Origin of the sequence: Streptomyces sp. NPDC096048, assembly GCF_044763415.1 — a bacterium.
In the GTDB taxonomy this organism is placed as follows: domain Bacteria; phylum Actinomycetota; class Actinomycetes; order Streptomycetales; family Streptomycetaceae; genus Streptomyces.
The window spans coordinates 625,178-648,059 of sequence record NZ_JBIWGG010000004.1; the positions used below are offsets into that span (position 1 = coordinate 625,178).

At 72.4% G+C, this 22,882-nt stretch carries 26 protein-coding genes; 12 read left to right on the forward strand and 14 right to left on the reverse strand.

Going from position 1 to position 22,882, the window contains the following annotated elements; genetic code table 11:
* Positions 1 to 102 precede the first annotated feature (102 nt).
* Together ACIQ6R_RS14180 and ACIQ6R_RS14185 are read left to right on the forward strand one after the other, a co-directional pair.
* Positions 103 to 978: an undecaprenyl-diphosphate phosphatase gene (locus ACIQ6R_RS14180; RefSeq protein WP_404221261.1), complete on the forward strand. Its 876-nt coding sequence runs from the start codon at positions 103 to 105 to the stop codon at positions 976 to 978.
* 63 nt (positions 979 to 1,041) lie between these two features.
* The gene (locus ACIQ6R_RS14185) at positions 1,042 to 1,221 is read left to right on the forward strand and encodes a hypothetical protein (RefSeq protein WP_404181186.1); all 180 of its coding nucleotides are present in this window, start codon (positions 1,042 to 1,044) and stop codon (positions 1,219 to 1,221) included.
* Positions 1,222 to 1,234: 13 nt separating this feature from the next.
* On the opposite strand, the gene ACIQ6R_RS14190 is transcribed toward ACIQ6R_RS14185, so the two are convergent.
* On the reverse strand, positions 1,235 to 1,975 hold the full coding sequence (locus ACIQ6R_RS14190; protein WP_404181189.1) for an SDR family oxidoreductase: 741 nt from the start codon (positions 1,973 to 1,975) through the stop codon (positions 1,235 to 1,237).
* A 191-nt stretch (positions 1,976 to 2,166) separates the two neighbouring features.
* Here ACIQ6R_RS14190 and lnt point away from each other — a divergent pair, with 191 nt between their 5' ends.
* The gene (gene lnt, locus ACIQ6R_RS14195) at positions 2,167 to 3,741 is read left to right on the forward strand and encodes an apolipoprotein N-acyltransferase (protein WP_404221263.1); all 1,575 of its coding nucleotides are present in this window, start codon (positions 2,167 to 2,169) and stop codon (positions 3,739 to 3,741) included.
* Here the strand turns inward: lnt and ACIQ6R_RS14200 are convergent.
* Entirely contained in the window at positions 3,665 to 4,570 is a 906-nt protein-coding gene (locus ACIQ6R_RS14200) for a Gfo/Idh/MocA family protein (protein WP_404221265.1), read from the reverse strand. The genes lnt and ACIQ6R_RS14200 overlap by 77 nt on opposite strands.
* A 13-nt stretch (positions 4,571 to 4,583) precedes the next feature.
* Positions 4,584 to 5,801: an FAD-dependent monooxygenase gene (locus ACIQ6R_RS14205; protein ID WP_404221267.1), complete on the reverse strand. Its 1,218-nt coding sequence runs from the start codon at positions 5,799 to 5,801 to the stop codon at positions 4,584 to 4,586.
* A gap of 97 nt (positions 5,802 to 5,898) precedes the next feature.
* On the opposite strand from ACIQ6R_RS14205, the gene ACIQ6R_RS14210 reads away from it, so the two are divergent.
* From ACIQ6R_RS14210 to ACIQ6R_RS14220, 3 genes are all read left to right on the forward strand, one after another.
* Positions 5,899 to 6,507 carry a TetR/AcrR family transcriptional regulator gene (locus tag ACIQ6R_RS14210; protein WP_404221269.1) on the forward strand — a complete coding sequence of 203 codons (609 nt, stop codon included), beginning with the start codon at positions 5,899 to 5,901 and terminating at the stop codon, positions 6,505 to 6,507.
* Positions 6,508 to 6,550: 43 nt separating this feature from the next.
* Entirely contained in the window at positions 6,551 to 7,063 is a 513-nt protein-coding gene (locus ACIQ6R_RS14215) for a DinB family protein (protein WP_404221271.1), read from the forward strand.
* Between the two features lie 112 nt (positions 7,064 to 7,175).
* A complete protein-coding gene (locus tag ACIQ6R_RS14220) occupies positions 7,176 to 7,682 on the forward strand; it encodes a hypothetical protein (RefSeq protein WP_404181207.1) in 507 nt (168 codons plus the stop codon).
* 81 nt (positions 7,683 to 7,763) lie between these two features.
* Here ACIQ6R_RS14220 and ACIQ6R_RS14225 read toward each other — a convergent pair whose 3' ends face one another.
* From ACIQ6R_RS14225 to fabG, 5 genes are all read right to left on the reverse strand, one after another.
* On the reverse strand, positions 7,764 to 8,321 hold the full coding sequence (locus tag ACIQ6R_RS14225; protein WP_404181210.1) for a hypothetical protein: 558 nt from the start codon (positions 8,319 to 8,321) through the stop codon (positions 7,764 to 7,766).
* A gap of 124 nt (positions 8,322 to 8,445) precedes the next feature.
* Positions 8,446 to 9,129 (reverse strand): uracil-DNA glycosylase, encoded by a 684-nt coding sequence (gene ung, locus ACIQ6R_RS14230; protein WP_404181213.1) that lies wholly within the window; start codon positions 9,127 to 9,129, stop codon positions 8,446 to 8,448.
* 93 nt (positions 9,130 to 9,222) lie between these two features.
* Positions 9,223 to 10,809 carry an ABC transporter substrate-binding protein gene (locus ACIQ6R_RS14235; RefSeq protein ID WP_404181216.1) on the reverse strand — a complete coding sequence of 529 codons (1,587 nt, stop codon included), beginning with the start codon at positions 10,807 to 10,809 and terminating at the stop codon, positions 9,223 to 9,225.
* 209 nt (positions 10,810 to 11,018) lie between these two features.
* Positions 11,019 to 11,780: an SDR family oxidoreductase gene (locus ACIQ6R_RS14240; protein ID WP_404181219.1), complete on the reverse strand. Its 762-nt coding sequence runs from the start codon at positions 11,778 to 11,780 to the stop codon at positions 11,019 to 11,021.
* Positions 11,781 to 11,816: 36 nt separating this feature from the next.
* The gene (gene fabG, locus ACIQ6R_RS14245) at positions 11,817 to 12,578 is read right to left on the reverse strand and encodes a 3-oxoacyl-ACP reductase FabG (protein ID WP_404221273.1); all 762 of its coding nucleotides are present in this window, start codon (positions 12,576 to 12,578) and stop codon (positions 11,817 to 11,819) included.
* A gap of 272 nt (positions 12,579 to 12,850) precedes the next feature.
* Here fabG and ACIQ6R_RS14250 point away from each other — a divergent pair, with 272 nt between their 5' ends.
* Positions 12,851 to 13,642, forward strand: a complete 792-nt coding sequence (locus ACIQ6R_RS14250) for a hypothetical protein (RefSeq protein ID WP_404221275.1) — start codon at positions 12,851 to 12,853, stop codon at positions 13,640 to 13,642.
* Positions 13,643 to 13,716: 74 nt separating this feature from the next.
* Here ACIQ6R_RS14250 and ACIQ6R_RS14255 read toward each other — a convergent pair whose 3' ends face one another.
* The 3 genes from ACIQ6R_RS14255 to ACIQ6R_RS14265 form a co-directional block, all read right to left on the reverse strand.
* Complete coding sequence (locus ACIQ6R_RS14255) at positions 13,717 to 14,100, reverse strand: DUF3037 domain-containing protein (protein ID WP_404181228.1); 384 nt, start codon at positions 14,098 to 14,100, stop codon at positions 13,717 to 13,719.
* A complete protein-coding gene (locus ACIQ6R_RS14260) occupies positions 14,097 to 14,852 on the reverse strand; it encodes a HipA family kinase (RefSeq protein ID WP_404221277.1) in 756 nt (251 codons plus the stop codon). Before ACIQ6R_RS14260 ends, ACIQ6R_RS14255 begins: the two co-directional genes overlap by 4 nt.
* Before the next feature lie 136 nt (positions 14,853 to 14,988).
* Positions 14,989 to 15,396, reverse strand: coding sequence for a hypothetical protein (locus ACIQ6R_RS14265; RefSeq protein ID WP_404221279.1), 408 nt, complete (start codon positions 15,394 to 15,396; stop codon positions 14,989 to 14,991).
* Positions 15,397 to 15,949: 553 nt separating this feature from the next.
* Here ACIQ6R_RS14265 and ACIQ6R_RS14270 point away from each other — a divergent pair.
* Both ACIQ6R_RS14270 and ACIQ6R_RS14275 read left to right on the forward strand, forming a co-directional pair.
* On the forward strand, positions 15,950 to 16,432 hold the full coding sequence (locus ACIQ6R_RS14270) for a Rieske (2Fe-2S) protein (protein WP_404181237.1): 483 nt from the start codon (positions 15,950 to 15,952) through the stop codon (positions 16,430 to 16,432).
* Positions 16,429 to 16,896 carry a pyridoxamine 5'-phosphate oxidase family protein gene (locus ACIQ6R_RS14275; RefSeq protein WP_404221281.1) on the forward strand — a complete coding sequence of 156 codons (468 nt, stop codon included), beginning with the start codon at positions 16,429 to 16,431 and terminating at the stop codon, positions 16,894 to 16,896. The genes ACIQ6R_RS14270 and ACIQ6R_RS14275 overlap by 4 nt, the downstream gene beginning before the upstream one ends.
* 10 nt (positions 16,897 to 16,906) lie before the next feature.
* Here the strand turns inward: ACIQ6R_RS14275 and ACIQ6R_RS14280 are convergent, their stop codons facing one another.
* A complete protein-coding gene (locus tag ACIQ6R_RS14280; RefSeq protein ID WP_404221283.1) occupies positions 16,907 to 17,845 on the reverse strand; it encodes a LysR family transcriptional regulator in 939 nt (312 codons plus the stop codon).
* A 74-nt stretch (positions 17,846 to 17,919) separates the two neighbouring features.
* Between ACIQ6R_RS14280 and ACIQ6R_RS14285 the strand changes: the two genes are divergently transcribed.
* On the forward strand, positions 17,920 to 18,888 hold the full coding sequence (locus ACIQ6R_RS14285) for a DMT family transporter (RefSeq protein WP_404221285.1): 969 nt from the start codon (positions 17,920 to 17,922) through the stop codon (positions 18,886 to 18,888).
* A gap of 37 nt (positions 18,889 to 18,925) precedes the next feature.
* Here ACIQ6R_RS14285 and ACIQ6R_RS14290 read toward each other — a convergent pair whose 3' ends face one another.
* Complete coding sequence (locus ACIQ6R_RS14290) at positions 18,926 to 20,263, reverse strand: aminotransferase class I/II-fold pyridoxal phosphate-dependent enzyme (protein WP_404221287.1); 1,338 nt, start codon at positions 20,261 to 20,263, stop codon at positions 18,926 to 18,928.
* A 35-nt stretch (positions 20,264 to 20,298) separates the two neighbouring features.
* Here ACIQ6R_RS14290 and ACIQ6R_RS14295 point away from each other — a divergent pair, with 35 nt between their 5' ends.
* Complete coding sequence (locus ACIQ6R_RS14295) at positions 20,299 to 20,991, forward strand: pyridoxamine 5'-phosphate oxidase family protein (protein WP_404221289.1); 693 nt, start codon at positions 20,299 to 20,301, stop codon at positions 20,989 to 20,991.
* Positions 20,991 to 21,638, forward strand: a complete 648-nt coding sequence (locus tag ACIQ6R_RS14300; protein WP_404221379.1) for an FMN-binding negative transcriptional regulator — start codon at positions 20,991 to 20,993, stop codon at positions 21,636 to 21,638. Before ACIQ6R_RS14295 ends, ACIQ6R_RS14300 begins: the two co-directional genes overlap by 1 nt.
* 159 nt (positions 21,639 to 21,797) lie before the next feature.
* Here ACIQ6R_RS14300 and ACIQ6R_RS14305 read toward each other — a convergent pair whose 3' ends face one another.
* Positions 21,798 to 22,739, reverse strand: a complete 942-nt coding sequence (locus ACIQ6R_RS14305; RefSeq protein WP_404181258.1) for a DMT family transporter — start codon at positions 22,737 to 22,739, stop codon at positions 21,798 to 21,800.
* Positions 22,740 to 22,882: the final 143 nt, after the last annotated feature.

Sequence of the window (22,882 nt, forward strand, 5' to 3'; positions counted from 1 at the left end):
GCGCTACGCTGCCCCTCGGCACGCCTGATCCCGATCACCGCACACGGTGCTTCGGCGTGCCCGTCGCCCGTTTCTCGATCGGCACTTGGACCCCGTAACCTCATGTCTTGGTTTGAATCACTCATCCTCGGACTCGTCCAGGGGCTGACCGAGTTCCTCCCCGTGTCCTCCAGCGCGCACCTGCGCCTGACCGCGGCGTTCTCCGGCTGGCACGACCCGGGCGCGGCTTTCACGGCGATCACCCAGATCGGCACCGAGGCCGCCGTGCTCATCTACTTCCGCAAGGACATCGGGCGGATCATCTCGGCGTGGACGCGGTCGCTCACCGACAAGTCGATGCGGCGCGACCCCGACGCGCGCATGGGCTGGCTCGTGATCGTCGGCTCGATCCCGATCGGCGTGCTCGGCCTGACGCTGAAGGACCAGATCGAGGGCCCGTTCCGCGACCTGCGGATCACGGCGACCATGCTCATCGTCGTCGGTGTGATCATCGGCATCGCGGACCGGATGGCCGCGCGGGACGAGAAGGGCGGCCGGCACCGCGCGCCCAAGCAGCGCAAGGAACTGGAGAACCTGAGCGTCCGGGACGGCCTGATCTACGGTCTCTGCCAGGCGGCGGCCCTCATTCCCGGCGTCTCCCGCTCCGGGGCGACCATCAGCGGCGGCCTCTTCATGGGCTACCGCCGCGAGGCGGCGGCCCGTTACTCGTTCCTGCTCGCGATCCCGGCGGTGCTCGCCTCCGGCCTGTTCGAGCTCACGGACGCGATGGAGAGCGACCACGTCTCCTGGGGGCCGACGCTGTTCGCGACCGTCATCGCCTTCGCCACCGGGTACGTGGTCATCGCCTGGTTCATGAAGTTCATCTCCACCAAGAGCTTCATGCCGTTCGTCTGGTACCGCATCGGGCTCGGCATCGTCATCATCGCCCTGGTCGCGACGGGTGCCCTCAGCCCGCACGCCGCGGAGTCGGCCGGCTGACCGCAACCGCTTCTGTAGCCGTCCGGTAGCGCACTGTCAGCGCTTGCCCCTAGGCTTGTCCGCATGTCCCCCGATTCCGTGACCCCTGGTTCCGTGCGGTCCGCCGCGGAGCTGAACGACCAGATCCGCGCGCTGTGGCGGCGTGCGGGCGGGACCCTGTCGGCGCAGGAGCGTGTGGAGTACGAGTTGCTGGTGGTCGAGTGGGCGATCGCGATCCGCGGCGAGGTCATCAAGGCGGCCTGACCGGCCGGGGCGGTCAGCGCCCGCCGGCCACCCTGAGCACCGCCCCCGTCGTGTACGACGCGTCCGGCGACATCAGCCAGGCGATCGCCGCGGCGATCTCCTCCGCCCGGCCCGCGCGCCCCAGCGGCACGGCGGACCCCATCCGCCGGGCACGCTCCGGGTCCCCCATCGCGGCGTGCATCTCGGTGTCGATGACCCCGGGGGCCACCGCGTTGACGCGGACGCCGTCCGGGCCGAGTTCCTTGGCCAGGCCCAGGGTCAGGGCGTCGACGCCCGCCTTGCTCGCCGCGTAGTGCACGTACTCCCCGGGGCTGCCGATGGTCGCGGCGCCCGACGAGACGTTCACGATCGCGCCGCTTCCCCGCGCGGTCATCAGCCGCGCGGCACGCCGGGCGCACAGCAGCACGCCGAGCAGGTTGACGTCGAGGACCCGGCGCAGGATCGCGGTGTCGCTGTCGGCGAGCCGGCCCAGCGGCCCGGTCACCGCCGCGTTGTTCACCAGCCCCGTCACCGGCCCGAGCCGCTCCTCCGCGACCTCGAAGAGCCGCTCGACGTCGGCCTCGACCGACGTGTCGGCCCGGACCGCGAGGCCCCGGCCGCCGGCCTCGCGCACCCCCGCGACGACCGCCTCCGCAGCCTCCGAGTCCCGGACATAGCCAACGACGACGTCGTGCCCGTCCGCCGCGAGCCGCAGGCAGGCCGCCGCGCCGATCCCCCGGCTGCCGCCGGTGACCACCGTGATGGGACGCTCCATGAGTACCTCCGCAGTAGATCGTCGTGGGACCGAGAGGCGCACGTCCGAGGCGCACGTTCCGCCTGTTGATCGATCATCGATCATCTTAGGTGAGGCCACGCTTCCCCGGAGCCGGACACCCGATGTGATCAACTGCAATCCGCCCTCGTCGAGCGCGCACACTGAAGAGACCACGGGGTAGGGAGGCGCCTATGAAGACGCTCGACCGCTGGCTCACCTCTCCGTGGCGGCGCTCGGCCGCCGCCGCGGTGGCCGGCGCGCTGCCCGTGCTCGCCTTTCCGGGCCCGGCCCTGTGGTGGTGGGCCTGGCTCGCCCTCGTGCCCTGGCTGTTGCTGGCCCGTACCGCGCCGACCTGGACGCGGGCGGCGTACGACGGGTGGTGCGGCGGGTTCGGATTCATGCTGGCCATGCATCACTGGCTGCTGCCCAACCTGCATGTGTTCACGTTCGTCATCGCCGCGCTGCTCGGCGCGCTGTGGGCGCCGTGGGGCTGGCTGGTGCGCCGGCTGCTGGGCGGGGCGCCCTCGGCCCGCAGGGTCGCCGCGTCGCTCGTGGTGCTGCCGTCGGGCTGGCTGGCGGTGGAGCTGATCCGCTCCTGGGAGGGGCTCGGCGGCCCCTGGGGCGTCCTCGGCGCGAGTCAGTGGCAGGTGGCGCCGACGCTGCGGCTCGCCTCGGTGGGCGGGGTGTGGCTGCTGAGCTTCCTGGTGGTGGCCGTCAACGTCGCCGTCGCCGTGCTCGTCGCCGTCCGCCGGGCCCGGGTGCCCGCCCTGGCCGGGCTGGTCGCCACCGCCGCCGCCACTTCCGCGGCCTGGCTCTGGTCACCGCGCCCCGATGCCGGCGAGCGGGTCGCGATCGCCGTGGTGCAGCCGGGAATCGTCGCCGGCCGGGACAGTGCAGACCGCCGCTTCGACCGCGAGGAGGAGCTGACCCGCCGGCTCGCCGACCGGGACCTCGACCTGATCGTCTGGGGCGAGAGCAGCGTCGGATTCGACCTGGACGACCGGCCCGACCTGGCCCGGCGGCTCGCGGCGCTGTCGCGGGAGACCGGCGCGGACATCCTGGTCAACGTGGACGCGCGGCGCTCCGACAAGCCCGGTATCTACAAGAGTTCGGTGCTCGTCGGCCCCGACGGCCCGACCGGCGAGCGGTACGACAAGATGCGGCTCGTCCCGTTCGGCGAGTACGTCCCGGCCCGCTCACTGCTCGGCTGGGCCACCTCCGTCGGCGAGGCGGCGGGCGAGGACCGCAGGCGGGGCTCCGAACAGGTGGTGATGGACGCCGGCGACGGGCTGCGGATCGGCCCGATGGTGTGCTTCGAGAGCGCGTTCCCCGACATGAGCCGCCGGCTCGCCGCCGACGGGGCCGAGGTGCTGCTCGCCCAGTCCTCGACGTCGACTTTTCAGCACACCTGGGCGCCCGAGCAGCACGCCTCGCTCGCCGCGCTGCGCGCGGCCGAGACCGGCCGTCCCATGGTGCACGCGACCCTGACCGGCGTCTCCGCCGTCTACGACGCGAACGGCGCCCGGATCGGGGCGTGGCTCGGCACCGACGCGAGCGCGTCGCGGGTGTACGAGGTGCCGCTCACCCACGGCAGCACGCCGTACGTCCGCTACGGCGACTGGGCACCGCACGCGGCGCTGCTGATCCTCGCGGCCTGGGCCGCCGCCGAGGGTGCACGGGCGGTGCGCCTCAGGCGGAGCGCTCCGCGACCGCCCGCACCACCCGCTCGCACAGCTCATGGGTCCGGAGCGCGTCCCGGGCACTGAGCACCTGGCCGGTGCGCACGGCGTCGAGGAAGGCGAGCACCGCCTGCTCGATGCCGCGCTGGCGGGCCACCGGGACCCAGTCGCCGCGCCGCCGCACGCTCGGCTGGCCCTTGTGGTCGATCACCTCGGCGAGGTTGACGACCTGACGCTTGGTGTCCTGGCCGGACACCTCCAGGATCTCCTCCGCCGAACCGCTGAGCCGGTTCATGACGCCGAGCGCGGTGAAACCGTCCCCGGCGAGCTGGAGCACGACGTGGTGGAGCAGGCCGTCCTGGACGCGGGCGCGGACGGTCACGTCGTCGACCGGACCTGGCGCCAGGAAGCGCAGCGTGTCGACGACGTGGATGAAGTCGTCGAGGATCATCGTGCGCGGTTCCTCGGGCAGGCCTGTGCGGTTCTTCTGCATGAGGATCAGCTCGCGCGGGTGCTCGGCGCACTGCGCGTACCCGGGGGCGTGGCGCCGGTTGAAGCCGACGGCGAGGCCGGTGTTCCGCTCCTCGGCGAGGGCCACCAGGCGCTCGGAGTCGGCGAATTCGTAGGCGAGCGGCTTGTCGACGTAGGTCGGGACGCCGGCTTCCAGCAGCCGGGTCACGATCTGCGGGTGGACGGCCGTCGGCGCGTGCACGAAGGCGGCGTCGAGGCCCTCGGCGAGGAGCGGGCCGAGGTCGGCGTGGCGCTGCCCGCCCGGGAGGCGCAGTCCGTCGGCGACGCGGGTGAGCGTCGCCGGGGTGCGGGTCTGCAGGTGCAGTTCGACCCCGGGCAGCGTGGCGAGCACCGGCAGGTAGGCCTTCTGCGCGATGTCGCCGAGTCCGATGACGCCGACCTTCACGGGATGTGCTCCTCTAACGCTCGCCGACCTGGGTCTGCTGGGAGCATACGGCTTCCCCCGCTCCCGGCTTCGTTCGAGCGGGAGGAGCCGCCATCGGGGGCCGCCAGTCGGCGATGCCGTCGAAGCCGCGCAGGAAGAGCGCCGGTCCGGCCTTGGACAGCGCGGCGATCGCGGTGTCGCGTACGGCGATCCCGGCGCGGTTGGTCATCAGGTTGAGCCGGGCGACCTTGACGGCCTGGCGGACGACGCCGGTCGTACGGGGCAGGCGCGCGGCGGTGTAGGCGGCGAGGTCGTCCTGATGGTGGGCGAGCACGACCGCGTCCTCGATGGCCTGGTTGCCGCCCTGGCCGAGGGTCGGCGGCATGGCGTGCGCGGCGTCCCCGATGAGGACGGCCCTGCCTCGGTGATGGGCGGGCAGGGGCTCGGCGAGGTAGTGGACGTCGTGGCGCAGAACGTCCTCGGGGCGGGCGGCGGCGAGGACGGCGGGGACCGGATCGTGCCAGTCGCCGTACCGGTGCAGCAGTTCCGCCTTCTCGTCGGCCGCGTGTCCGCCCGCCGGGGTGATCGCGGCGGCGTAGGCGTAGACCCGGCCGTCCTTGAGCGGATGCGTCCCCCAGATGCGGCCCCGGCCCCAGGTCTCGTGGGAGGCGAACTCGACGCCGGGCACCGGGATCACCACACGCCAGGTGGTGAAGCCGGAGTAGACGGGGCCCGGGTGGTGCGGGAACAGCGTGCCGCGCAGGGCGGAGCGGATGCCGTCGGCTCCGACGACCAGGTCCGCCTCCAGTTCGCCGTCGGGGGTGCGCACCCGGGCCGGCCGGTCACTGTCGCCGGGATCGGCGAGCATCGCTTCGGCGGCGGTGCGGACGACGTCGGACGGCAACCGCGCGGCCAGCCGGTCGATGAGGGTGGCCCGGTGCAGCATCACGAGCGGTCCCCCGAACCGGGCCGCCGCGGCCTCGGCGCTGGAGCGGGAGAGCCAGCGCCCGCTCGGGGTGCGCAGGCCTCCGTCACCCTGCCAGGCGGCCAGGTCGCGGATCTCGTCGCCGAGACCGATGACGTCCAGGGCGCGCAGCGCGTTGGGGGACAAAGAGATGGCCGCGCCGATCGGCTGGAGCGAGGGGGCGCGTTCCAGGACGGTGACCCGCAGGCCGCGGCGGTGCAGGGCCACCGCCGCGGTCAGCCCGCCGATTCCGCCGCCGATCACGACGGCCTGCCGTGTCCGTGCCATGGCTCCTCCTCGCACACGCCACCCGTTCACTACAGTTGTAGTGAAGCTTTCACCTCGACTGTACTACAGCCGTAGTGCGGCGGGTAGGTTGATCTCCATGTCCGCACGCACCGCACCTCCCGTGCCCCCCGCCGGCGCCTCCCGCGCCGGCCTCGTCGCCGACGCCGCTCTGGCCCTGCTCGCCGAGCGCGGCATGCGCGGGCTCACGCACCGGGCCGTCGACGAGGCGGCCGGACTCCCCCAGGGCTCCACGTCCAACCTCGCGCGGACCCGGCAGGCGCTCCTGGAACTGGCGGTGCGGCGCCTGGCCGACCGGGAGGCGCGGGTGCTGGGGCTGAACGAGATGCCGGACCCGCGCCACGGCCTGGAGGCGCTGGTGGACGCGCTGGCACTGGCGACGCACCGCGCCCTGACCCGTAACCGCGAACTGACGCTGGCCCGGTACGAACTGGCCCTGGAGGCCACGCGCCGACCGGAGCTACGAGCCCACTTCGACGCGGCGGGCGCCCGCTTCCGGGAGCAACTCGGCGCCCTCGTCACGGCGATGGGCTCGGCCTCCCCGGCACGCCATGTGCTGTCCCTGGTCGCCTGGGCGGACGGGCTGATGTTCAGCTGCGTGGCCGGGTCCTTCCACGCGGAGGTGCCGAGCTTCGACGAGGTGCGGGCCGGCCTGCGCGAGGTGCTGGACGGCATGCTGGGCGGCTGAAATCCCCTGGTGGGCGGGGGTCTTCATCGGCGAGGATGCCGACATGACGACCGAACGCCGCGAACCCGCCGTCGACGCCGACGAACGCACCATGCTGGAGGGCTGGCTGGAGTACCACCGGCAGACCCTCGCCCGGAAGTGCGAGGGCCTCACCGACGCCCAGCTCAGGACCGCCTCCGTGCCCCCGTCCACGTTGTCCCTGATGGGGCTGGTGCGGCACATGGCGGAGGTGGAGCGGAGCTGGTACCGCAGGGTGCTGGCGGACGAGGACGCGGACCCGATCTACTACAGCGACGAGGACCCGGACGGCGAGTTCCGGCTGACCGAGGCGGACACCTGGCAGGAGGCCTACGCCACCTGGCAGGCCGAGATCGACGTGGCCCGGCGCAACGCGGCGGGCCCCGGCCTCGACGAACCGACCCGCGGCCGGCACCGGCGCACCGGCGAGCGCTACACCCTGCGCTGGATCCACACCCACATGATCGAGGAGTACGCCCGCCACAACGGTCACGCCGACCTGATCCGCGAGAGCATCGACGGCGCAACGGGCGACTGACGTCACCCTCGGCGGCCCCGGGGCCTCCGTACGGGGCCGGAGATCACCCGTGCGGGGCAACCTCCGCTTGTCCGGCGCCGTGGACGGGGCCCGACCCAGCAGAGTGACGCGGGTGCATCGAACGACGACCACCGCAACGCTTCTGGTGACCGTGGCGGTCTCGGCCCTGACCGGCTGTACGACGGTCCAGGGCCCGACCGGGGCCGACCCGTCGGCGACCGGCGCCCGTTCCTCGGCGCCGCGCCCGGACGGCCCGTCCGAGCCCCGGGTCGTGCAGGCCCCGGCCCGTGAGGCGCTGGAGATGATCGGACCTTCCCGGACTCCGGACCGCGCCTCCGACGAGCCGCGCCGTGCGCCGTCCCCGGAGGCGGCCCCACCGCAGCGGAAGCCCCCCGCCGCCCGCGCCCGTCCGGAACAACAGCCGCGGCCCGCCCGCCCCAGGGCACCGGAGCGGGAGCAGGGCCGGGAGCGATCTCGCGTCGAGGTCCCCGAGATTCCCCGTCCGAGCGGCCGGGGCAGCGGAGAGAACGCCGACGTGTGCTCGCTCGGCAAGCAGTACGGCGGCTGGCGGCCGGGCAGCCCCGAGGCGGTCATCTGCGAGCAGGCGTACGGCCACTGAACGGCTGCGCCCACCGAAATGGGCCGCTACTGCTGCACGGGCCGCCACCGCTGAACGGGCCGGTACTGCCGAACGCCGGTGCTACGGCCGCTGCCGTGGTGGCCCCCACCGCCCGTCGGGTCGGTCCGGCGGCCAGTCCGTGGTGGGGCCGGTGCCGCCGAGCCGTTGCTCCAGTCGGTCGATGGCCGCGCGTACGCCCTCGCCGTAGCGGTCGGGCGCGAGGGACTCCGCCGCCCCGCGGGCGCGCCGCAGGTGCACGCGGGCGGCCTCGCGGTGGCCGAGCCGGTCGTAGTCGGCGGCCAGGTTCAGGTGCAGCGAGGGGTAGAGGGCGCGTGCGGCGAGTGTGCCCTCGTGCCGGTCGGCGGGCCGGTCCGCGAAACGATCCTCCGTGAGTTCCTCGGCCGCCGACAGGGCCCGCAGGTCCCAGGCCAGTTCGTCCCCAGGGTCGTCCTGGGTGTCGGCCAGGTAATGGGCCAGGGTGCAGCGGTGCAGCGGGTCGCCGTGCTCGCCGATCTCCGCCCACAGGCCGAGGAAGCGGTGGCGGGCCTCCTCGCGGTCGCCCGCGTGGTGCAGCATGACGACCTGCCCGATCCGCGTCAGCACGGCGTCCGGCGCCGCCTGCTCCTGTCCTTTGGCCACCGCGTCCTCCGTGCCCGTCGTCGCTGTCCCCGACGACGCTAACCGCACGTACCGGTATTCCCGGGCAGGCGACCCGTGACGCGCGCGGGCCGGTCGGTGGCCGACCGGCCGGCCCGCCGTCGGCTCAGCCCAGGTTCGGGAGGGTCCAGTCGATCGGCTCGTGGCCCTGCTTCGCGACCGCCTCGTTGATCTGCGTGAACGGACGGGAGCCGAAGAACTTCTTCGCCGACAGCGGCGAGGGGTGCGCGCCCTTGACCACCACGTGCCGCGTCTCGTCGATCAGCGGCAGCTTCTTCTGCGCGTAGTTGCCCCACAGCACGAACACCGCCGGGTCGGTCCGGTCGGCCACCGCGCGGATCACGGCGTCGGTGAACAGCTCCCAGCCGCGGGCCTTGTGCGAGTTCGCCTCGCCGGCCCGAACCGTGAGCACCGCGTTGAGCAGCAGGACGCCCTGCTCCGCCCACGGCATCAGATAGCCGTTGTCCGGAATCGGGGTGTCCAGCTCCGCGTGCATCTCCTTGTAGATGTTCCGCAGGGACGGCGGCACCTTCACACCGGGCCGGACCGAGAAGCACAACCCGTGGCCCTGCCCCTCGCCGTGGTACGGATCCTGCCCGAGGACCAGCACCTTCACCCGGTCGTACGGCGTGGCCTCCAGCGCGGCGAAGACCTCCTCGCGCGGCGGGTAGACGGGGCCGTTCGCCCGCTCCTCCTCGACGAACTCCATCAGCTCCTTGAAGTAGGGCTGCTGCAGCTCGCCGCCCAGCACCTCGCGCCAGGACTCGGGCAGCATGGCGGTGTCGGTCACGTCAACTTCCTTACGCTGTGCGGTCGATTCCGGTCCTGAAGAATCTACCGGCGACCACTGACAACGGACGCGCCCACCCGCGCGTACCGGCACCTACCAGCTGGTCTTCCGGTACAGCTGCCACATCAGCATGATCGTCGAGGGGTCCATGGCCCGCTCCGCGCCCGAGATGTCCGTGCTGGCGGCGACGTACTGCTTGCCCTGCCACAGCGGCAGCAGCCGGGCGTCGTCCACGAGGATCTGCTGCGCCCGCTCGAACTCCTTCTCCACGTTGGCGCGGTCACTCTCCCGGCGTGAGCGCGGCAGCAGCTCGCCGGTGATCTCCGGCACGAGGTAGGGCGTGCCGAGCGCGTTCTGCTTGCCGACGAAGGGCGCGATGAAGTTCTCCGCGTCCGGGAAGTCGGGGGACCAGCCACGCCCGAACACCGGGTACTCGCCCTTCTGGTAGCCCGCGACGTACGTCTTCCACGGGCGGTTCTCGAGGGTGACCGTGAACAGTTCGGACGCCTCTAGCTGGCGCTTGATCTCCTTGAACTCCAGCGCCGTCTCGGAGCCGTAGCGGTCGCTGGTGTACCAGAGGGTGAGGGGGACGGGCTCGGTGATGCCGGCGTCGGTGAGGATCTCGCGGGCCTTGGGGACGCTCGGGTCGCCGTAGTCGTCGAAGAAGCCCGTGGTGTGACCGGTCAGGCCCTTGGGGACCATCGAGTACAGCGGGTCGACGGTGTCCTGGTAGATCTTGTGGGCGATCGCGGCACGGTCGATCACCTGGGCGACGGCCTGGCGCACTTCCTTCTTGCCCGCCCACGGGTCCTTGGGGTTGAAGACGAGGTAGCGGATCTCCGTGCCACTGCCCTCGACCAGCTGGAGGTCCTCGTCCTTGCTGGTCCTGCCCTGCAGCGTGATGACGTCGTCGGCCGCGAGACCGCGGTAGGTGACCTGGATCTCCCCGTCGCGCAGTGCCTCCACCATGCCGGCGGAGTCCTTGAAGTAGCGCACGGTGACCGCGTTGTTGTGGCGGTCGGCGAAGCCCTTGTAGCGGTCGTTGCGGACCAGTTCGGCCCGCTCGCCGTCCTCGTACGACTGGAGCGTGTACGGGCCGGAGCCGACGACCTCGCCGTCCTCGCGCAGGGCGTCGGCCGGGTAGCCGCCGGGTTCGACGATCGACATGGCGGGCGTGGCGAGCACGAACGGGAAGGTGGCGTCGGGCTTGTTGAGGTGGAAGACCACCTCGCGCTCGCTCGGCGCCTGGACACGTTCGAGGCTGCCCAGCAGACCGGCGGGACCGCCGTTGACGTTGATGTCCTTGATCCGGTCGATCGAGTGCTTGACGGCCCCCGCGTCCAGCCGGTCCCCGTTGGAGAAGGTCAGGCCCTCGCGCAGCTCGCAGCGGTAGACCTGGTTCGTGGAATCGGTGAACGCGCACCGCTCGGCGGCGTCGGGCTCGGGCGCGGCCGCACCGCTGGGGTAGCTGAGGAGCGTCTGGTAGATGTTGCGGAACAGCTCCCACGAACCGTCCCAGGAAGCGGCCGGATCCAGCGTGCTGGGGGCGCTGGTCGTCCCCACCACGATCGGCCCCTCGTCCTCCGAACCGTCGGACGACAGGATGCCGCAGCCGGTCACCAGCGACGATATGGACACGATGGCCGCCACCCGCCGCAGGCCTCGGTTCCGGTTGAACACGCGCACGCTCCTCGATCCGCCGTGCCAAGGGTCGGCAGACCATACCGCAGCGCCACGCCACCTGAACCCCCTTCTGAACAGGGGTTTTGATCATTTGGCGATGACTACGTTGTCATCTCCCCCGTGGTCTCGAAACGCGGACACGGACGCCGTTTTCGTCAACGGCGTCCGTGTCCGGGACCGATCTTGAGGGTCGGCGACAGCCGATATCAGGCCACGCCGGCGTTCAGGAAGATGCCGCCGTCGACGACGAGCGTCTGACCGGTGACCCAGCCGGACTGCTCCGAGGTGAGGAAGGCGGCGGCGCCGCCGATGTCGGAGGGCACGCCCAGCCGGCCCAGCGGGTAGCCCGCGGCGGCCTCCTCCTCGCGGCCCTCGTACAGGGCGGCGGCGAACTTGGTCTTCACGACGGCCGGGGCGATCGCGTTGACCCGCACCCCGGGCGCGAACTCGTGCGCCAGTTGGGCGGTGAGGTTGATCAGCGCGGCCTTGCTGACGCCGTACGCGGCGATGAAGGGCGAGGGCGACAGGCCCGCGACGGAGGCGATGTTGACGATCGCGCCGCCGTTGTCCTTCTGCCAGGCGTGCCAGGTGCGCTGGGCGAAGCCGAGCGCGGAGACCACATTGGTCTCGAAGACCTTGCGCGCGACGTTCAGGTCGAGGTCGGCGATCGGCCCGAACACCGGGTTGGTGCCAGCGTTGTTGACCAGGAAGTCGACGCGGCCGAAGGCCTCCATCGTGCGCTCGACGGCGACGGCCTGGTGGGCCTCGTCGTGCGCCTTGCCGGCGACGCCGATGACCCGGTCGGAGCCGAGCTTGTCGACGGCCTCCTTCAGGGCGTCCTCGTTGCGGCCGGTGATGCAGACGCGGTCACCGCGCGCGACGAGCGCCTCGGCGACGCCGTAGCCGATGCCGCGGCTGGCGCCCGTGACGAGCGCGACCTTGCCGGAGAGTCCGGGGAGTTCAGTCATGTCAGTGGTCCCAGTGTTCCCTAGTCTCCGTGTTCCCTAGTCGAGCGGTCCGCCGGCCACGTACAGGACCTGGCCGGAGACGAAGCCGGCCGCCTCGCCGGTGAAGAAGGCGATGGCGTTGGCGATGTCCTCGGGCTCGCCGACACGCGCGACCGGGATCTGGGTGGCGGCGGCGGCCTTGAAGTCGTCGAAGCCCATGCCGACGCGGTCGGCGGTGGCCTTGGTCATCTCGGTGGCGATGAAGCCGGGGGCGACGGAGTTGGCGGTGACGCCGAACTTGCCGAGCTCCTTGGCGAGGGTCTTGGTGAAGCCCTGGAGACCGGCCTTGGCGGCGGAGTAGTTGACCTGGCCGCGGTTGCCGAGCGCGGAGGAGGAGGAGAGGTTGACGATGCGGCCGAAGCCGGCGTCCACCATGTGCTTCTGGCAGGCCTTCGACATCAGGAAGGCGCCGCGCAGGTGCACGTTCATGACGGTGTCCCAGTCGGAGGCGCTCATCTTGAACAGCAGGTTGTCGCGCAGCACGCCCGCGTTGTTGACGAGGATCACCGGCGCGCCCAGTTCCTCGGCGATCCGCGCGACGGCCGCCTCGACCTGCGCCTCGTCGGAGACGTCGCAACCGACCGCGATCGCCTTGCCGCCGGCCGCGGTGATCTTCTCGACGGTCTCCTTGCAGGCCGCCTCGTCGAGGTCGATGACGGCGACGGCACGGCCCTCGGCGGCCATGCGTACGGCGGTCGCGGCGCCGATGCCGCGCGCGGCTCCGGTGACTACGGCGACCCGCTGCTCAGTGGTGGACATTGCTGCTTCTCCTCGTCCTGGGGATGCGGCCCATGCGGAGCGTCGCGGGCCGCCCGGTGGTGAGCGACCGCTTAGTACCTTCCGCAGACGTGACGCTAGAAGCCCTGGCACCCGGTGTCAACGGGACACCGGGCCGGTGTGATCCATTACCTCGGCTCCCTGGTACGTCGTCACGCCCGGCCCACCCGATCGGACCAGCGCTGCGGGCCCGCACGCCACCGGCGTCCTAGCGTCGAAGCGCGAGCCACTCGTGGCTGGAAAAGGAGGCGTCCATGCGCCGTCGTACCGGGGCCGCAGGCATAGCCGTCGCGATCGCCGCGATCGTGCCGCTGGCCTACCCCGCACACCCCCAGGAATCGGACTCCTGGAATCTCACCCACCAGAAGACGTCCCAGCCCGTCATCGACAGCGGACCGGTCGACCCGGACCCGTTCGCCCCTGGCTCCCTGGCTCCGGACGCACTCGCTCCGGACGCACTCGCCGAGGACCCGTCCGACGGGAGCCGACCCGACGGAAGCGGAGCCGACGGCAGCGGAGCCGACGAAGGCCGGCTCGACCAAGGCGCGCTCGACACGGGCCGGCTCGACGAGTACCGGCCCGACGAAGGCGGATTCGACGACGGCGGAAGCGGCGAGGGCGGCCTCGACTCGGGTCGACCCGATCAGGGCGGAAACGGACACGGCCAGGGCGGAAACGGCCAGAACGTCGGCCAGGGCGGCATGAACCAGAGCCGACCCGACGAGAACCGACTCGACCAGGGCGGAATCGAAGCCGCCCGGAAGCCGGACGGCGGCCCGGCCGGCGGGGCACCGAGGCGGGACTCCGCCCCGACCATCTCCGCGACCTCCATGCCGCGTCCCACCCCGACCGCACCGGCTCCGGTCACCACCACGCCGGCTCCCGCCGTCTCCCCCACCGTCGCGCCGACGCGCGGCACACAGGGCGGTCTGGGCGGCGCGTCGGGCATCGGGCCGAGCAACTGGGACATCGGGATCGGACTGAGCTGCGTGGCGAGCGCCATGCTGGCCGCGGCCTACGTGCTCAGGCGCCGCCGACGCGCCTGAGGCGAGGCGCGCGGGACACCGCTACCGCACCAGCCGCGCGGGCACCGCTACCGCAACAGCCGCGCGGGGCACGGCTACCGCACCAGCAGGTCGAGCAGCCGTTCCGCCTCGGCCGCCGGGTCGGCCGTGAGGCCGGTGTGGACGGGGCCGGGCTGGACGATCGTGGAGCGGGGGGCGATCAGCCACCGGAAGCGGCGGCCGGGATCGTCACCGGCCGCCTGACCCGCCGCGTCCCCACCGGTGCACACGCCCTCGACGGCACGCAGGACGGCGCGCACGCCCGGCAGATCGACCTCCGGGTCGAGGGCCAGCAGCCTGCGCTCGTCGAGGTGGGTCCGGGCACCCACGTAGGACTTGCCCCGGCAGTACACGAGCACCCCGGCGTTGACGCACTCCCCGCGCTCGACTCGGGGCACGACGCGCAGCAGCGCGTACTCGAAGACGTGGCGGTCGCTCACCGGTCCCCCTGGATGCGGTCGTGGATCGCGGCGGCCCGCGCGAGCAGGGGCCGGGCGTAGGCCCGCCGGAGGTCGTCGGGCGTGGCGAAGCCGGGCTCGTCCAGCAGCCAGACGTCCGGGATCTCGGCGGTGACCTCGGCGAGGAGTTCCTCGGTCACCAGGGGGGCGAGCGCGGCGGCGGCCGAGCGGACGTCCGGCTCGAAGCGTGCGAGGGCGTGGTCGGAGGCGTCGTAGGGGCGGGCGGCGGAGGTCTCGACGCCGGGCCAGTTGTGGTGCCAGATCATGGTCGCGCCGTGGTCGATGAGCCACACCTCGCCCCGCCACCTCAGCAGGTTGGGGTTGCGCCAGGACCGGTCGACGTTGTTCACCAGCGCGTCGAACCACACGATCCGTCCGGCCTCCTCCGGGCTCACCTCGAAGGCGAGCGGGTCGAACCCGAGCGCGCCGGAGAGGAAGTCCATGCCGAGGTTGGTGCCGCCGCTCGACTTGAGCAGTTCCTGCACCTGCTGGTCGGGCTCACCGAGCCCCAGCACCGGATCGAGGTCGACCGTCACCAGACGGGGGACCCGGAAGCCCAGTCGGCGGGCCAGTCCACCGCAGACCACCTCGGCGACGAGTGTCTTGCGTCCCTGCCCCGCGCCGGTGAACTTCAGCACGTACGTGCCCAGGTCGTCGGCCTCGACGATGCCCGGGAGCGAGCCACCCTCACGCAAGGGCGCGATGTAGCGGGTGACGGTGACCTCTCTCAACACTTCTCCGGGCCATCCGTCTCTTCAGCCTCGTGGGTTCGACAACGCTCCATAATAACCGAGGGTGATCGTCGGCGAGGAGTGCACGAGTGGGATGGGGAGGGGCGACCGAGGCGCCTGCCCCTCCCGCGCCGCGGTATCAGGCCTGACCGACCTTGTAGAGGCTGCACTCGATGATGCGGTAACCGTCGTACTCACCGATGCAGGCCGCCACCTCTACGCGCTGACCCTCGGGAATATCGAAGTCGACGGTACGCGTCGTCCCCGCACCGTTCGGGTTCCAGTACACCTTCGTGCCGTCGCCGTAGTAGATTTTGGCCACGGCGGAGTGCCCATCCGACGAATCATCCTTGATGAGCAGCTTTTCCCCGTAGTTCTGGAATGTCGCGGTAGCCCCATTCCCGTAGGCAACGCAGTCATAACCGGCGAACGCCGAACCCGAACCGAACATCCCGATGGCGACCGCGGCTGGAACGACAAGGGAACGGAGCAGGACACGCGCACGACGCCCCTTGGCCGACGTCTTCGTTTCGGTGTTCCGCTTCATCTTTTTCATTCCTCGCTCAGACTCGCTCGATCGACAATGAGGCGTAAATGGGCAGGGCCGGTTTCCACTTGTACGCGGCCTGCGCCGCCATACTGTGTGGCGTGTCGCGAAGTGCGGCAGCCGTTTTCCGGATCGCCTCGAACAGCGAGCATCCTTCCACTTGGTGCCAGACACACGCAAGTCCTCAAAGAGGCCTGCCGACCACGTCGTTCCGACACTCGGATGCCGCGAAACAACGGATTGCACATGGGGACTTTGCCCACCATTGCACACACAACCACTCCCCATGCCACTAGAGGGCCGAGTGATACCGCAATAGGTACCTGAACAGCGAAGTCTGCGAGTTTGCGCCACGTTGTTCGTCACGTGCCGTGGCGAGTTCCACTGATTGCTTCTCCGTGGCCGGGGCCGAACCGACAGCGAATCGACAGCCGTTTTTTACGCCCGCCCGACCGGCGGCACGACAGCATCACGGCACGGTCTGAACAGCACGTGCCTCGGGGCCGTACCTCTCGGCAGATCATCACGCATCCACCCCGGAAGGGACCCCAGCATGACCAGCGCATCGTTTCACCCCGCAGCGGGACCGGCCCGTCGTACCGTCGTGGCGGCGGCCGGAGCGGCGGGGCTCGCCGTCGCGCTGACCGCGTGCGGCGGCTCGGGCGACGACGCGTCGAGCGACACCGGCGCCGCTGACCCGGCGCCGGCCACCGAATCGGCGGGCGGCGGTGAGAACGCCGGCGCCGGAGCCGCGCTCGCGGCGACCGCCGACATCCCCGAGGGCGGCGGAAAGGTCTTCGCCGACCAGAAGGTGGTGGTCACCCAGCCCGCGGCGGGCGAGTTCAAGGCGTTCTCCGCCACCTGCACCCACCAGGGGTGCGCCGTGAAGAGCGTGACCGACGGCGTCATCAACTGCCCCTGTCACAACAGCAATTTCTCGATCACCGACGGCAGCGTGCAGAGCGGTCCGGCGCCCAAGCCGCTGCCCGCCGTGCAGATCACGGTCAGCGGGGACTCGATCCAGTTGGCCGGATGACCGTCCCCCAGCGCCGGGGCCGGAAGATCATGATGACTCCCGGCGAGCTGGACGCGTTCCTCACCACCCAGCGCACCTGCCGGGTCGCCACGGTCTCGCCCGACGGCACACCGCACGTGAGCACGCTCTGGTTCGCCTGGGACGGCTCCTCGATGTGGCTGTACTCGGTCGTGCGCAGCCGGCGTTGGGCGGAGCTGCGGCGCGACCCCCGGGTGGCGATCGTGGTGGACACCGGCGAGGAGTACGACGAGTTGCGGGGTGCGGAGCTGTCGGGCCGGGTGGAGTTCGTGGGCGAGGCACCGCGCACCGGCGAGCTGTACGCCGAACTCGACTTCCCCGAGACGCTGTTCGCCCGCAAGAACTTCGGCCTGGAGGAGATGCCGCACGACGGCCGGCACGCCTGGCTGCGGCTGACGCCCGAGAAGGTCGTCTCCTGGGACTTCCGCAAGCTGTCGTCGCCTTGACCGGCTCGGCTCACCCCGCGTTGCCCGGCTCCCCCGCGTTGCCCGCCTCCCCCACCTCCCCCGCCGTCGACCGCAACGCCTCCACCGCCGCCCGGATCGACGGGCGGCGGTCGGCGTCCGCGCGCCAGACGACGTACACGTGCCGGCGCACCCGCTGCTTCAGCGGTGCCGTGACGACGTCGGCCGGCATCGGATGGCGACCGAGCAACGGTGCGATGCACACACCGAGCCCCGCGGCGACCAGGCCGAGCTGGGTGTGGGTCTCGGCGGCGCGATGGCCGACGATGGGCTCGATGCCCTTGGAGCGCAGGGTGAACATCAGCCACTCGTGGCAGAACTCGCCCTCGCCCCAGGTGATCCACTCGTCCTCGGCGAACTCGGCGAGGTCCACCTCGTCGCGGTCCGCGAGCCGGTGGCCGACCGGCATGGCCACGTCCGCGGGATCGTCCAGGAGCGGCGCCTTGACCAGGCCCTCGGGCAGCGGCATCGGCTTGTTGTACCAGTCGAGTACGACGGCCAGGTCGAGGTCTCCGCGCACCACGCCGTTGATGCCGCGCTCCGGCTCCAGCTCGCAGGAGCGGATGCGCAGCGCCGGGTGCCGGGTGCGCAGGGCGGCCAGCGCGCCGGGGAAGAGTCCGCGGGCAGCCGTCGGGAACGCCGACAGCCTCAGCTCCCCCACTACCTGCCCGCGTTGGGCCTCCAGGTCGGCCTGGGCGAGTTCGACCTGGGAGAGGATGCGGGCCGCGTGCTCGGCGAGCAGCCGGCCCGCGTCCGTGAGCCGCACGCCCCGCCCGTTCTTGGCGAGCAGCTGCTGGCCCGCCTCGCGCTCCAGTTTGGCCAGCTGCTGGGAGACGGCCGAGGTGGTGATGTGCAGGCCGCCGGCGGCGCCGCTCACCGATCCGTGCCGGGCGAGGGCGTCGAGGGTGCGCAGGCGCTCCAGGTTCAACATGTAAGCAATGCTACGAGATACTCCGGGCGTAATCTCGATTGTGCTACGAGGACGGCTGCATCATCGTTGTCCGCATGAGCAGCGGTGTCACGTCCTCCCCCGCAGCCCGCCGCGTCTTCGACTGGCGGCTGCGCTTCGGGCTCCTCTCCCTCGTCTGGGGTTTCAGCTTCCTCTTCATGAAGGTGGGGACGGAGAGTTTCGCCCCTTTCCAGGTCACGCTGGGGAGGCTGGTGTTCGGGACCGCCGTGGTCGCCGCGGCCATGGCGGTGAAGCGTGAGCGGTTGCCGCGCGGGGCGTGGACCTGGGTCCATCTGGGGGTCGCCGGGTTCCTGCTCAACGCGCTGCCGTTCTCCCTGTTCGCCTTCTCGGAGCTGACGATCCCGTCGTCGCTCGCGGGCATCTGCAACGCGACCTCACCCCTGTGGGGCATGGCCCTGTCGCTGGTCGCCCTCTCCGAGGACCGGCCGACGCGGCGACGGGTGGCCGGGCTCGGCATCGGCTTCCTCGGTGTTCTGACGGTGCTGGGTGTCTGGCAGGGCTTCCACGGCCTGGACGTCACGGGCACGGCGCTCGCCCTGCTGGCCTCGCTCAGCTATCCGATCGGCTGGATCTACGTCCGCCGCACGCTGGCCGGCTCCCGCCACTCCCACCTCTCGTTGACCGGCGCCCAGCTGGGGCTCGCCACGGTCCAACTGGCCGTCGTGACGCCGCTGTTCACCTCGATGCCGACCAGTTTCCCGGCCATGCCGCTGCTGGCGGTGGTGGCGCTGGGCACGCTGGGCACCGGGCTCGCCTTCCTGATCCAGTACGACCTGGTGGCCGAGGTCGGCCCGACGACAGCGCAGATGGTCACGTACTTCACCCCGGTCATCGCCACGGCCGCGGGCGTCGCGCTGCTCGGCGAGTCGCTGTCCTGGTCGACGCCGGTCGGCGCGGCGATCGTCCTCGCGGGTGCGGCGCTGACCCAGACACGGCCCAAGGCGGCCATCGGCACCACGGAACCGGCCCGGCGGGCACGGGAGCGCGCCAAGGCCACCACGTAGCCGGGGACGAGGGCGAGGACGCAGGCGGGCCCACGCGTCAGACGTAGCTCCGCAGCGGCCCCGCCCCCGGCCCCACCGCCGCCGCGACCGCGTCCGCCAGAGGGCCGGCGTCCTGCTCCGTCAGCGTCGAGACGGTGACGCGGATGCCGGGCGGGGCGCTCACGCGGAAGCGGGCGCCGGGGGCCACGGCCCACCCGGCGTGCAGCAGCCGGGCGACGGCGCCGGTCTCGTCCGGCACCGGGATCCACACGTTCATGCCGCTGCGCCCATAAGCGGCGATCCCGCGCTCCGCGAGGGCGCCGAGCAGGGCGTTCCGGCGACGCCCGTAGGCCGCCGCCACCGCGTGCGCGTCCACGGAGCCGTCCGCCCACAGCCGGGTCACGGCCCGCTGGGTGATGCGGCTGACCCAGCCGGGGCCCAGCCGCTGCCGCCCGCGCACCCGGTCCAGCGTGACGGCGTCCCCGGTGAGCACGGCGAGGCGCAGGTCGGGGCCGTACGCCTTGGCGGCCGAGCGGACGAAGGCCCAGTTGTGCGTCGTACCGGCGAGGGGGTGCAGGGGCAGGTCGACGATGCGGTGACCGTGGTCGTCCTCCATCAGCAGCGTCCGAGGATGCTCGCGCAGCACGGCACGCAGGGCACGCGCGCGCGTGGCGCTCACCGCGGCGCCCGTCGGGTTCTGCGCGCGGTCCGTGACGACCAGGGCGCGGGCGCCGGCCGCGAGGACCCGCCGTACGTCGTCGGGCAGCGGTCCCTCGTCGTCGACGCCGACGGCGACCGTGCGCAGGCCGAGAGCGGGGACGAGGTCGAGGAGGCTGCCCCAGCCCGGGTCCTCGACGGCGACGGCGTCGCCCGGTCTGAGGTGGGTCGCCAGCACCCGTTCCATGGCGTCCAGCGAGCCGGACGTGACGGCCACGGGCCCCTCCGGCACCCCGTCGGCGGCCAGTTCGGCGCGTGCGAGGCGCACCAGTTCCGGTTCCACGGGCGCGTGCCCGTACAGGACGGGCTCCCGGTCGCCCTGTTCGGCCGCCGCGGCGAACACGGGCCCCAGGGCGGGCAGCAGCGCCGGGTCCGGATTGCCGTCGGACACGTCGCGCACGCCCTCCGGCACCTCGACCCGGATGAACTCGCGCCCCGTGGTGGCCGGCTTCGAGCGCACCCGGCTGCCCCGCCGCCCGGCGGTCTCGATGACCCCGCGCTCGCGCAGGGTGCGGTAGGCGGCGGCCACGGTGTTCGGGTTCACCCCGAGCCGCTCCGCCAGCTCCCGCATGGGTGGCAGCGGCTGCCCCGGCTCCAGCTCTCCCGAGGCCACCGCGCGCTCGACACTCGCGGAGATCTCCGCTGCGCCCCGCCCTGTGATCCGATACTCTCCTAGCACAAAGCCAATTATGCACTAGTGCAATGGAGAGCGCCATGCAGGGGACCTCGCAGACGCGGACGCCGTCGCAACCCGCCGCCGCGTACACGCCCACCGACCGCACCGTCCCCACCCGCTCCCCCGACCGGGCCTCCTACGACAAGGAGCTGGTGCACTCGATACTCGACGAGGGTTACGTCTGCCATCTCGGCTTCGTCCGCGACGGCGCCCCGGTGGTGCTGCCGACGCTCTACGGCCGGGTGGGCGACCGGCTCTACGTGCACGGCTCGACGGGCTCCCGCCCGCTGCGGATGACGGGCGCGGCCGACCCGGGCCTGCCGGTGTGCCTGACGGTGACGCATGTGGACGCGCTGGTGCTGGCCCGTTCGGCCTTCCACCACTCGCTCAACTACCGGTCGGTCGTCGTGCACGGCACCGCGTACGACGTGACGGACCCCGACGAGAAGCGCACGGCCCTGGACGCCTTGGTCGACCATGTCGTGCCCGGCCGCTCCGCCGACTCCCGGCCGGCCAACAAGAAGGAGCTGGCCGCCACCGCCGTGATCCGCCTCGACCTGGACGAGGTCTCCGCCAAGCTCCGCACCGGCGGCGTGAACGACGAGCCCGAGGACCTCGCCCTCCCCCACTGGGCCGGCCTGGTCCCGCTGCGCAAGGGGTACGACGCCCCGATCGCCGACCCGGACCTGGACGCCGGCACGGGGCTGCCCGGCTACCTTTCGGCTCCGTGATGCTGGTCCACCCCTGGGACGCGCCGCACGACGACGCCGAGTGGCGGCGGTGGCTGTCCCTGCACGACTTCGGCCAGCTCGCGGTGAACGGCCCGCCCGGCGAGCCGCCCCACGTCCAGCCCCTGCACTTTGCCTACGACGCCGGGTTCGGCGAGTACGGCGAGGTGGTCACGCACCTCGCGCGGCCCAACCCGCTGTGGCCCGCGCTGGAGGCGGACCCCGTCGTCCTGCTGAGCGTGGTCGACGACTACGTGTACGTCCCCGGCCCCTGGCAGGCCGCCCCGGACGGCCCGCCCGAGCACGGCGTGCCGACCAGCTTCTACGCGGCCGTCCAGCTCCGCTGCCACGCCCGTGTCGTGGACGACTCGGCGGGTAAGGCCGGCCTGCTCGACCGCCAGGTCGGCCACTTCCAGCCGGAGGGGGGCTCCGCGCGGGCCACGGCGGGCGAGGCACCGTACGGCAGGCTCCTGTCGGGCCTTCGCGGGCTGCGGCTGGAGGTGACTGGCGTGCGGGCGAAGTTCAAGTACGCCGGCAAGCGCCCCGAGGAGGTCTGGGACCGCATCGCGGCCGGGCTGGCCGAGCGGAACGGTCCGCGTGACGACGCCGCCCGCGAGCACCTGGTGCGCCGCAGCGGCAGCGGGGACTGACCGAAGACGTCCCCGTGCCCTGCCGACGGGGGCACAGCCCGGTCTGGCGGAAGGCGACCCCCGCCCCCCTGCCGGCAGAGGGCCGCAGCGGGCCCGGCCGAAGACGGCTCACCTCCCCACGCGGAGAAGGGGCCTCTCTCGTCGAGAGGCCCCCCGCCGTCACGCCGGCGCCGGCCTCGTCCGTGCCTGCCGAGTCTCCGCCACCGCGAGCCCCGCGACCGAACCGAGCATCAGCAGCGTTCCGGCCAGGGTCGCCGCCGTGAGGTGCTCGCCGAGCAGCAGGACGGCCAGCGCCGCCGCGCTGACCGGTTCGAGCAGCATGATCACGGAGACGGTGGCGGACCGGACGACGGCCGCGCCGGCGAAGTAGAGCCCGTAGGCGAGGGCGGTCGGGACCGCGGCGACGTAGGCAAGCAGCCACAGGAGCCGCACCGGCTCGTCGGTGTGCGGCACCAGTCCCTCCGCGAGGGCGAGCGGCAGCAGGCACAGGCTGGTGACGGCGAACGCCCCGACGGACGTACTGGCGGCGTCCGCCCCGCCGCCGCGCCCCCACCAGCGGATGAGCAGGGTCATCACCGAGTATCCGGCCGCGGACAGCAGCGCGAGCAGTACGCCCGCCACACGGACCGTCGCGCTTCCGCCGCCGAGCACGAGCACCACGAGCCCGGCGAGCGCTCCGACCACGGCGGCGGCCCCGCCCCGGCCCAGGTGTTCCCCGAGGGCGAGCCGCGCGCCGAGCGCGATCAGCACCGGGCCGGCGCCGAGGGTGACGATGGTGGCCACGGCGAGGCCGGTGGACTGCACCGCGGCGAAGTAGGCGGTCTGGAACACCGCGAGGCCGAGGCCGGTGACAACGGCCCGCGGTGCCTTGCGGCGGAACGGCACGCGTACCGCCGTGCGTGCGCGCGAACGCAGCGGACGGACGGCGAGCAGCAGGACGAGCCCGGCCGCGCAACGCCAGAACGACAGCGCGACGGGCCCCATGTCGCCGGCCCGGTAGACCAGCGAGGCGGCGGCACCGGCGGTGCCCCAGGCGACACCGGCGACGATCAGATAGAGGAGGCCACGCCCGACGGGCAGGCCTGAGACGGCATTCGACACGAGTTCTCTCCGCAGACGCGCACAGGGCGCGGAAGTTCGAAGCGGCCCCGGAAGGACCGGGAGCGCGGGGACTGCGTCTGCGGGCAGCACCGTCCGGCCCGGCGACAGCGCGCCGGGCTGATCAGAGGGGCCCGCCTCAGGCG